Here is a 9,549-nt window from a genome sequence, read left to right on the forward strand (position 1 = left end):
TCGAAAAACGTAAATGTGATTCAATAAAAACCTGTTTATTGTAAGGGTTTTGCAGCGTATTATATTTGCGGGATCAATTTGAGTTTTTTATTAACCTATTTGTAACCTGACGTCATCGTTTTTATCCTACTTCAGGGTAATAACGACGACAAGGATGCGAATAATTTGTATTGGGGCATGCGTGTGGATCTCTCTCTGACGGGGTTCACTCTCGGAGTCTTCATGCGATGAGCAAGGAGTCATAATGTTAGACGTAGTCGAACTGTCGCGCTTACAGTTTGCCTTGACCGCGATGTACCACTTCCTGTTTGTGCCACTGACGCTCGGTATGGCGTTCCTGCTGGCCATCATGGAAACGGTTTACGTCCTCTCCGGCAAACAGATTTATAAAGATATGACCAAGTTCTGGGGCAAGTTGTTTGGTATCAACTTTGCACTGGGCGTGGCAACCGGTCTGACCATGGAGTTCCAGTTCGGGACTAACTGGTCTTACTATTCCCACTATGTAGGGGATATCTTCGGTGCGCCGCTGGCCATTGAAGGTCTGATGGCCTTCTTCCTCGAATCCACCTTTGTAGGTCTGTTCTTCTTCGGTTGGGACCGTCTGGGTAAAGTCCAGCATATGGCGGTAACCTGGCTGGTGGCATTAGGCTCTAACCTGTCCGCGCTGTGGATCCTGGTGGCGAACGGCTGGATGCAGAACCCAATCGCGTCCGATTTCAACTTCGAAACCATGCGAATGGAGATGGTCAGCTTTGCTGAGCTGGTCCTGAACCCGGTTGCTCAGGTTAAATTCGTTCACACCGTGGCATCTGGCTATGTGTGCGGTGCGATGTTCGTACTGGGCATCAGCTCTTACTACATGCTCCGTGGTCGTGACTTCGCCTTCGCAAAACGCTCCTTTGCTATCGCAGCAAGCTTCGGTATGGCGGCAATTCTGTCTGTTATTGTTCTGGGTGATGAATCCGGTTACGAAATGGGCGACGTGCAGAAAACCAAGCTGGCCGCTATTGAAGCAGAATGGGAAACCCAACCGGCTCCGGCGGCATTTACCCTGTTCGGTGTTCCTGATCAGGAAGCGCAGGAAAACCGCTTCGCCATTCAGATTCCTTATGCTCTGGGCATCATCGCCACTCGCTCCGTCGACAAACAGGTGACTGGCCTGAAAGATCTGATGGTGCAGCACGAAGAGCGTATCCGTAACGGGATGAAAGCTTACTCGCTGCTGGAACAGCTGCGTGCCGGTTCAACCGATCAGGCCGTTCGCGATCAGTTTAACGACGTGAAGAAAGACCTGGGTTACGGCCTCCTGCTGAAACGCTATACCCCGAACGTCTCCGACGCGACGGAAGCGCAGATTCAGATGGCAACCAAAGACTCGATTCCACGCGTTGCACCGCTGTACTTCGCGTTCCGTATCATGGTGGGCTGCGGCATCATCATGCTGCTGATTATCGCGGCGTCCTTCTGGTCCGTGATTCGCAACCGTATCGGTGAGAAAAAATGGCTGCTGCGCACCGCGCTGTACGGTATTCCACTGCCGTGGATCGCTATCGAGTCCGGCTGGTTTGTTGCGGAGTATGGCCGTCAGCCATGGGCAATCGGTGAGGTGCTGCCAACGGCAGTAGCGAACTCGTCCCTGACCGCGGGTGACCTGATCTTCTCCATGCTGCTGATTTGCGGTCTGTACACCCTGTTCCTGGTGGCTGAACTGTTCCTGATGTTCAAGTTCGCGCGCCTTGGCCCAAGCAGCCTGAAAACCGGTCGCTATCACTACGAGCAGTCCACCGCGACTACTCAGCCGGCACGCTAAGACAGGAGTCATCAAATGATCGATTATGAAGTATTGCGTTTTATCTGGTGGCTGTTGATCGGCGTTCTGCTGATCGGTTTTGCGGTCACTGATGGTTTCGACATGGGGGTGGGGATGCTCACCCGTTTCCTCGGTCGTAATGACACCGAGCGTCGAATCATGATCAACTCCATCGCCCCTCACTGGGACGGTAACCAGGTGTGGCTGATCACCGCAGGTGGCGCGCTGTTCGCTGCCTGGCCGATGGTCTACGCGGCTGCGTTCTCCGGCTTCTACGTGGCGATGATTCTGGTGTTGGCATCTTTATTCTTCCGTCCGGTAGGCTTCGACTACCGTTCCAAGATTGAAGACACCCGCTGGCGTAACATGTGGGACTGGGGCATCTTTATCGGTAGCTTCGTTCCACCGCTGGTGATTGGCGTGGCATTCGGTAACCTGCTGCAGGGCGTACCGTTCCACATTGATGAGTACATGCGTCTTTACTACACCGGTAACTTCTTCCAGCTGCTGAATCCGTTTGGTCTGCTGGCAGGCGTTGTGAGCGTGGCGATGATCATTACTCAGGGCGCGACCTATCTGCAGATGCGTACCGTGGGTGAACTGCACCTGCGTTCCCGTGCAACGGCTCAGGTCGCGGCGCTGGTCACGCTGGTTTGCTTCGCTCTGGCCGGTGTGTGGGTGGTGTACGGTATCGATGGTTACGTGGTGACGTCCGCGATCAACCATGTTGCGCCGTCTAACCCGCTGACGAAAGAAGTCGCGCGTCAGGCGGGTGCCTGGCTGGTGAACTTCAACAATATCCCTGCTCTGTGGGCTATCCCGGCGCTGGGCGTACTGTTGCCACTGTTGACCGTGCTGACCTCTCGTCTGGAAAAAGGCGCTCTGGCGTTTGTGTTCTCTTCACTGACCCTGGCGTGCATCATCCTGACGGCGGGTATTGCGATGTTCCCATTCGTCATGCCGTCCAGCACCATGCTGAATGCTAGCCTGACCATGTGGGATGCAACCTCCAGCCAGCTGACGCTGAACCTGATGACCTATGTTGCCTGTGTGTTCGTACCGATTATTCTGCTCTACACCGCCTGGTGTTACTGGAAAATGTTCGGTCGTATCACCAAAGAACATATCGAAAGCAACACCCAATCTATGTACTAAGTAAGGAGCTGAATATGTGGTATTTCGCATGGATTTTAGGGACGCTTCTTGCCTGTGCATTTGGTGTCATCACTGCCCTGGCGCTGGAGCACGTCGAAGCGACCAAAGCGGGTGAAGAAAAACACTAATGAATATTATCGCAACGTTATATGCGGTAATGGATAAGCGCCCGTTACGGGCGCTTTCTTTAGTGATGGCATTACTGCTGGCGGGCTGCATCTTCTGGGACCCGTCGCGCTTCGCGGCAAAGACCAGCGAACTCGAGATCTGGCACGGCTTCCTCATCATGTGGGCGGTGTGCGCAGGTGTGATCCACGGCGTGGGCTTTCGTCCGAAAGCCGTTCACTGGCAGGGCATTTTCTGCCCGCTGATTGCCGATTTGGTTCTCATCGCTGGTTTGATTTTCTTCTTCTTCTGAATAAGAAATGTCCTATAACGATATGGGCTTACCCGAGCCCATAAAAATTTACTCTCCGTTTACTTTCTCCCATTCCAAACCATCATTCCCGCGCGTATAGTAGCGAAGTTTAAAAGCTCTAACTTTTGTTGCATTACTGGGATGTAAAGTGAATACAACGCTGTTTCGATGGCCGGTTCGTGTCTACTACGAAGATACCGATGCCGGTGGTGTGGTCTACCACGCCAGCTACGTTGCTTTTTATGAACGGGCACGCACAGAGATGCTGCGCCATCATCACTTTAGTCAACAGGTGCTGTTGGCTGAGCGAGTTGCCTTCGTGGTACGCAAGATGACGCTTGAGTATTTTGCGCCTGCCAGACTCGACGATATGCTCGAAGTCCAAACTGAAATTACATCAATGCGCGGAACCTCACTGGTTTTCACGCAGCGGATAGTCAATGCAGAGAACACCGTACTGAACTCAGCTGAAGTACTGATTGTCTGTGTTGATCCAACCATAATGAAGCCTCGTGCGCTTCCTAAGTCTATTGTCGCGGAGTTTAAGCAGTGACTGACATGAATATCCTTGATTTGTTCCTGAAGGCTAGCCTTCTGGTTAAACTTATCATGTTGATTTTGATTGGTTTTTCAATCGCATCCTGGGCCATCATCATCCAGAGAACGCGTATTCTTAATGCCGCTGGCCGTGAAGCCGAAGCGTTTGAAGACAAGTTCTGGTCTGGTATCGAACTTTCTCGTCTGTACCAGGAAAGCCAGGGGCGCCGTGATAATCTTTCAGGCTCCGAACAAATTTTCTATAGCGGATTCAAAGAGTTTGCCCGCTTACATCGCGCAAACAATCATGCGCCGGAAGCGGTAGTGGAAGGTGCGTCGCGTGCGATGCGCATTTCCATGAACCGCGAACTGGAAACCCTTGAGACGCACATTCCGTTCCTCGGCACAGTAGGTTCCATCAGCCCGTATATCGGTCTGTTTGGTACCGTGTGGGGGATCATGCACGCCTTTATCGCGTTAGGCGCGGTGAAGCAGGCGACGTTGCAGATGGTTGCACCGGGGATCGCTGAAGCACTGATTGCGACCGCTATCGGTCTGTTTGCGGCGATCCCGGCGGTTATGGCTTACAACCGTCTGAACCAGCGCGTGAACAAACTGGAACTGAACTACGACAACTTTATGGAAGAGTTCACCGCGATTCTGCACCGTCAGGCGTTTACCAGTACCGAGAGCAACAAGGGGTAAACCATGGCCAGATCGCGTGGACGAGGTCGTCGCGAGCTCAAGTCCGAAATCAATATCGTTCCACTACTGGACGTACTGCTGGTACTGCTGCTGATCTTTATGGCGACAGCGCCCATTATTACCCAGAGCGTGGAAGTTGATCTGCCGGATGCGACAGAATCACAGGCGGTAAGCACCAATGACGATCCTCCGGTCATCATTGAGGTTTCCGGTGTAGGGCAGTACAGCGTCGTGGTAGAGAAAGATCGTATGGATCAACTGCCACCCGAGCAGGTTATTGCTGAAGCGCAACGACGCCTGGAGTCAAATCCGAAAACGGTCTTCTTAATCGGTGGCGCGAAAGACGTGCCTTACGATGAAATTATTAAAGCGCTGAACTTGCTACATAGTGCGGGCGTTAAGTCTGTTGGCTTAATGACTCAGCCTATTTGATCATCTGCGTAGTTTTTGGGAACCGATAGTGTCAAAGGCAACCGAACAGAACGACAAGCTTAAGCGAGCGATAATCGTCTCCGCAGTGCTGCACGTTATTCTTTTTGCAGCGCTGATCTGGAGTTCGTTCGACGAGCACATTGATGCATCAGCTGGCGGCGGTGGGGGATCTTCCATCGATGCCGTCATGGTGGATCCCGGTGCGGTAGTGCAGAACTATAATCGCCAGCAACAGCAGCAGGCGAGTGCAAAACGTGCTGAAGAGCAGCGTGAAAAACAGGCGCAACAGCAAGCGGAAGAACTGCGTGAAAAGCAGGCCGCGGAGCAGGAGCGTCTGAAACAGCTTGAGAAAGAGCGTTTGCAGGCTCAGGAAGCGGCGAAAGAGCAGGCTGAGCAGCAGAAACAGGCTGAAGCAGCAGCGAAGAAAGCGCAAGAACAGCAGAAACAGGCGGAGGAGGCTGCGGCCAAAGCCGCTGCGGATGCGAAAGCACAGGCAGATGCACAGGCTAAATTAGCTGCAGACGCCGCGAAGAAAGCCGCTGCTGACGCCCAGAAAAAAGCTGAAGCGGAAGCCGCGAAGAAAGCCGCTGCCGATGCTCAGAAGAAAGCTGAAGCGGAAGCCGCGAAGAAAGCCGCTGCTGATGCTCAGAAGAAAGCAGAAGCGGAAGCCGCGAAGAAAGCCGCTCAGGAAGCAGAGAAGAAAGCTGCTGCCGAGGCTGCGAAGAAAGCGGCGGCCGCCGAGAAAGCCGCAGCTGAAAAAGCGGCTGCTGCAGAAAAAGCCGCAGCTGATAAAAAAGCTGCAGCCGCGAAGGCCGCTGCCGATAAGAAAGCAGCCGCCGAAAAAGCCGCGGCGAAAAAGGCTGCTGCCGCTGAAAAAGCTGCCGCTGCTGCAGGCGTTGACGATCTGCTGGGCGATCTCAGTTCAGGTAAGAATGCACCGAAAACGGGTGGCGGAGCGAAAGGAAACAACGCAGCGCCGTCTGGAAGTGGTAACACTAAGAGTAACGGTGCATCAGGCGCTGAAATCAACGGCTATGCCGCGCAGATTAAATCCGCTATCGAAAGCCGATTTTATGATGCGTCTTCCTACACCGGTAAAACGTGTACGCTGCGTATAAAACTGGCGCCGGATGGGATGCTGCTCGATATTCAGTCTGAAGGTGGCGATCCAGCCTTATGTACTGCTGCACTGGCTGCAGCGCGTCAGGCGAAGATGCCAAAACCGCCTTCTCAGGCCGTGTATGAAGTCTTTAAAAATGCGCCACTGGACTTCAAACCTTAAGTTACAGTTTTCCCGTGCAAACGGGAGAAAATAGACCAGGTTTAGTCACAGGGTTCAGGTAGTTTTGTCTATTTGAGTTTGTTAACATTCTGCTAAATTATCGTGGGTAAGGTTACCCAGATAAGGGAGATATGATGAAGCAGGCATTACGTGTAGCATTTAGTTTTTTAATGCTGTGGGCAGCTGTGCTGCATGCAGAAGTACGTATCGAGATCACCCAGGGGGTGGACTCGGCGCGCCCAATCGGCGTTGTTCCGTTCCAGTGGGCTGGCCCGGGTGCGGCGCCTGAAGACATCGGCGGCATTGTAGCCGCTGACCTGCGTAACAGCGGCAAATTCAACCCATTAGATCGTTCTCGCCTGCCACAGCAGCCGGGCACAGCGCAGGAAGTACAGCCTGCGGCGTGGTCTGCGCTGGGTATTGATGCGGTCGTGGTTGGTCAGGTAACGCCTGCCCCGGACGGTGGCTATAACGTGGCTTATCAGCTGGTCGATACCGGCGGTGCGCCAGGTACCGTTCTGGCTCAGAACACCTATAAAGTGAACAAGCAGTGGCTGCGCTATGCGGGTCACACCGCAAGTGACGAAGTGTTTGAGAAGCTGACCGGTATTAAAGGTGCGTTCCGTACCCGTATCGCTTACGTGGTTCAGACCAACGGCGGTCAGTTCCCGTATGAGCTGCGCGTCTCTGACTACGACGGCTACAACCAGTTCACCGTTCACCGTTCTCCACAGCCGCTGATGTCTCCGGCGTGGTCTCCTGACGGTTCCAAACTGGCCTACGTAACCTTCGAAAGCGGTCGTTCTGCGCTGGTTATCCAGACGCTGTCTAACGGTGCCGTGCGTCAGGTTGCGTCGTTCCCGCGTCACAACGGTGCACCTGCGTTCTCTCCGGATGGCTCAAAACTGGCCTTTGCCCTGTCTAAAACCGGTAGCCTGAACCTGTACGTGATGGATATCGGCTCTGGTCAAATCCGCCAGGTGACGGATGGCCGTAGCAACAACACCGAACCAACCTGGTTCCCGGACAGCCAGAACCTGGCCTTCACGTCCGACCAGGCCGGTCGTCCACAAGTTTATAAAGTGAATATCAACGGCGGAGCGCCGCAGCGTATTACCTGGGAAGGTTCTCAGAACCAGGATGCTGACGTCAGTGCCGATGGTAAAACGATGGTAATGGTCAGCTCCAACGGTGGGCAGCAGCACATTGCCAAACAAGATCTGGTAACGGGTGGCGTGCAAGTTCTCTCGTCAACGTTCCTGGATGAAACGCCAAGTCTGGCACCTAACGGCACGATGGTAATCTACAGCTCTTCTCAGGGGATGGGATCTGTGCTGAATCTGGTTTCTACAGATGGGCGTTTCAAAGCGCGTATTCCGGCAACTGATGGACAGGTAAAATCACCTGCCTGGTCGCCGTATCTGTAAATAATAATTAATTGATTACTAAAGGAATCTTAGAAATGCAACTGAACAAAGTGCTGAAGGGGCTGATGATCGCTCTGCCTGTAATGGCAATCGCAGCGTGTTCTTCTAACAAGAACGCAAGCAATGACCAGAGCGGTGAAGGCATGATGGGTGCCGGCACCGGTATGGACGCTAACGGCAATGGCAACATGTCTTCTGAAGAGCAAGCGCGTCTTCAGATGCAGCAGCTGCAGCAGAACAACATCGTTTACTTCGATCTGGATAAATACGACATCCGTTCTGACTTCGCTGCGATGCTGGATGCTCACGCTAACTTCCTGCGTAGCAACCCGTCTTACAAAGTCACCGTAGAAGGTCACGCGGACGAACGTGGTACTCCAGAGTACAACATCTCCCTGGGTGAACGTCGTGCTAACGCTGTTAAAATGTACCTGCAGGGTAAAGGCGTTTCTGCTGACCAGATCTCCATCGTTTCTTACGGTAAAGAAAAACCTGCAGTACTGGGTCACGACGAAGCGGCTTACTCCAAAAACCGTCGTGCCGTACTGGTTTACTAAGAGAATGGCATGAGCAGTAACTTCAGACATCATCTCATGAGTCTGTCGTTACTGGTTGGAATAGCGGCCCCCTGGGCCGCTTTTGCTCAGGCACCAATCAGTAGTGTCGGCTCAGGCTCGGTAGAAGACCGGGTCACTCAACTCGAGCGTATTTCTAACGCTCACAGTCAGCTTTTAACCCAACTCCAGCAGCAGCTTTCCGATAACCAAAACGATATTGACTCCCTCCGCGGCCAGATCCAGGAAAGCCAGTATCAGTTGAACCAGGTTGTGGAACGCCAGAAGCAGATCTTGCTGCAGATGGATAGCCTGAGTAGCGGTGGTGCAGCAGCACAGCCTGCAGCGGGCGACCAAAGCGGTGCAGCAACAGCGACACCTGCTCCGACAGGAGATACGTCAGCCTCATCAGGCGCGCCTGTACAGAGCGGTGACGCGAATACTGACTACAACGCGGCTATCGCCCTGGTGCAGGACAAATCTCGCCAGGACGACGCTATCGTTGCGTTTCAGAACTTCGTGAAGAAGTACCCTGATTCCACTTACCAGCCAAATGCGAACTACTGGCTCGGTCAGCTGAATTACAACAAGGGTAAAAAGGACGATGCGGCGTTTTATTTTGCCTCAGTGGTGAAAAATTACCCGAAATCGCCAAAAGCGCCGGATGCGATGTATAAGGTCGGCGTAATCATGCAGGACAAAGGTGACACCGCGAAGGCCAAAGCGGTTTACCAGCAGGTTGTCACAAAATTCCCAGGTACCGAAGGTGCTAAACAGGCGCAAAAACGTCTGAGTTCGATGGGATGATTATCGCATGACCAGAAATCGTGTTATTTCTGGTCGTGCAGCATGATTCGTAAGCAGTTAAGTGATCTTCATCGAAATTTTTGTTGCGCAGAATTCTTAAATCAGTAATATATGCCGCCGTTGCCACGGGATATCAAACAACGTGAAAACAGCGTAAAAGTGGGTCGTTAGCTCAGTTGGTAGAGCAGTTGACTTTTAATCAATTGGTCGCAGGTTCGAATCCTGCACGACCCACCACTTAACGCAAAACCAGTAGTACAGAGTGGGTGATTAGCTCAGTTGGTAGAGCATCTCCTTTACACGGAGGGGGTCGGCGGTTCGAGCCCGTCATCACCCACCACTCGGGTCGTTAGCTCAGTTGGTAGAGCAGTTGACTTTTAATCAATTGGTCGCAGGTTCGAATCCTGCACGACCCACCA

At 52.9% G+C, this 9,549-nt stretch carries 11 protein-coding genes and 3 tRNA genes; all 14 read left to right on the forward strand.

The genetic code is table 11. From position 1 onward, the window contains the following. The first annotated feature begins 244 nt into the window (after positions 1-244). Positions 245-1,813 (forward strand): cytochrome ubiquinol oxidase subunit I, encoded by a 1,569-nt coding sequence (gene cydA, locus K5E19_RS07840; protein WP_108415875.1) that lies wholly within the window; start codon positions 245-247, stop codon positions 1,811-1,813. A 15-nt stretch (positions 1,814-1,828) separates the two neighbouring features. Continuing rightward, on the forward strand, positions 1,829-2,968 hold the full coding sequence (gene cydB / locus K5E19_RS07845; RefSeq protein ID WP_221550696.1) for a cytochrome d ubiquinol oxidase subunit II: 1,140 nt from the start codon (positions 1,829-1,831) through the stop codon (positions 2,966-2,968). Positions 2,969-2,982: 14 nt separating this feature from the next. Further along, positions 2,983-3,096, forward strand: a complete 114-nt coding sequence (gene cydX / locus K5E19_RS07850; RefSeq protein WP_003858598.1) for a cytochrome bd-I oxidase subunit CydX — start codon at positions 2,983-2,985, stop codon at positions 3,094-3,096. Continuing rightward, a complete protein-coding gene (ybgE, locus tag K5E19_RS07855) occupies positions 3,096-3,386 on the forward strand; it encodes a cyd operon protein YbgE (RefSeq protein WP_221550697.1) in 291 nt (96 codons plus the stop codon). The genes cydX and ybgE overlap by 1 nt, the downstream gene beginning before the upstream one ends. A gap of 148 nt (positions 3,387-3,534) precedes the next feature. Then, on the forward strand, positions 3,535-3,939 hold the full coding sequence (gene ybgC / locus K5E19_RS07860) for a tol-pal system-associated acyl-CoA thioesterase (RefSeq protein WP_003858593.1): 405 nt from the start codon (positions 3,535-3,537) through the stop codon (positions 3,937-3,939). Then, positions 3,936-4,628: a Tol-Pal system protein TolQ gene (gene tolQ, locus K5E19_RS07865; protein WP_089598919.1), complete on the forward strand. Its 693-nt coding sequence runs from the start codon at positions 3,936-3,938 to the stop codon at positions 4,626-4,628. The genes ybgC and tolQ overlap by 4 nt, the downstream gene beginning before the upstream one ends. Positions 4,629-4,631: 3 nt before the next feature. Next, positions 4,632-5,060, forward strand: coding sequence for a colicin uptake protein TolR (tolR, locus tag K5E19_RS07870; RefSeq protein ID WP_003858589.1), 429 nt, complete (start codon positions 4,632-4,634; stop codon positions 5,058-5,060). A gap of 28 nt (positions 5,061-5,088) precedes the next feature. Continuing rightward, positions 5,089-6,342: a cell envelope integrity protein TolA gene (gene tolA / locus K5E19_RS07875; protein ID WP_221550698.1), complete on the forward strand. Its 1,254-nt coding sequence runs from the start codon at positions 5,089-5,091 to the stop codon at positions 6,340-6,342. 134 nt (positions 6,343-6,476) lie between these two features. Further along, complete coding sequence (gene tolB, locus K5E19_RS07880; RefSeq protein ID WP_221550855.1) at positions 6,477-7,769, forward strand: Tol-Pal system beta propeller repeat protein TolB; 1,293 nt, start codon at positions 6,477-6,479, stop codon at positions 7,767-7,769. A gap of 35 nt (positions 7,770-7,804) precedes the next feature. Then, the gene (pal, locus tag K5E19_RS07885; RefSeq protein ID WP_003858578.1) at positions 7,805-8,326 is read left to right on the forward strand and encodes a peptidoglycan-associated lipoprotein Pal; all 522 of its coding nucleotides are present in this window, start codon (positions 7,805-7,807) and stop codon (positions 8,324-8,326) included. A gap of 9 nt (positions 8,327-8,335) precedes the next feature. Further along, entirely contained in the window at positions 8,336-9,130 is a 795-nt protein-coding gene (cpoB, locus tag K5E19_RS07890; RefSeq protein WP_221550699.1) for a cell division protein CpoB, read from the forward strand. A 161-nt stretch (positions 9,131-9,291) separates the two neighbouring features. Continuing rightward, positions 9,292-9,367, forward strand: a tRNA-Lys gene (locus tag K5E19_RS07895). 27 nt (positions 9,368-9,394) lie between these two features. Then, positions 9,395-9,470, forward strand: a tRNA-Val gene (locus K5E19_RS07900). 3 nt (positions 9,471-9,473) lie between these two features. Then, positions 9,474-9,549: transfer RNA gene (locus tag K5E19_RS07905), tRNA-Lys, on the forward strand.

It is taken from the genome of Enterobacter sp. RIT637, from assembly GCF_019718755.1.
GTDB lineage: Bacteria > Pseudomonadota > Gammaproteobacteria > Enterobacterales > Enterobacteriaceae > Enterobacter.

Coding starts and splice junctions, on each gene's coding strand:
- pal (WP_003858578.1), top strand. CDS start 7,805: ATGCAACTGAACAAAGTGCTGAAGGGGCTGATGATCGCTCTGCCTGTA.
- cydB (WP_221550696.1), top strand. CDS start 1,829: ATGATCGATTATGAAGTATTGCGTTTTATCTGGTGGCTGTTGATCGGC.
- tolB (WP_221550855.1), top strand. CDS start 6,477: ATGAAGCAGGCATTACGTGTAGCATTTAGTTTTTTAATGCTGTGGGCA.
- ybgE (WP_221550697.1), top strand. CDS start 3,096: ATGAATATTATCGCAACGTTATATGCGGTAATGGATAAGCGCCCGTTA.
- cydA (WP_108415875.1), top strand. CDS start 245: ATGTTAGACGTAGTCGAACTGTCGCGCTTACAGTTTGCCTTGACCGCG.
- cpoB (WP_221550699.1), top strand. CDS start 8,336: ATGAGCAGTAACTTCAGACATCATCTCATGAGTCTGTCGTTACTGGTT.
- tolR (WP_003858589.1), top strand. CDS start 4,632: ATGGCCAGATCGCGTGGACGAGGTCGTCGCGAGCTCAAGTCCGAAATC.
- cydX (WP_003858598.1), top strand. CDS start 2,983: ATGTGGTATTTCGCATGGATTTTAGGGACGCTTCTTGCCTGTGCATTT.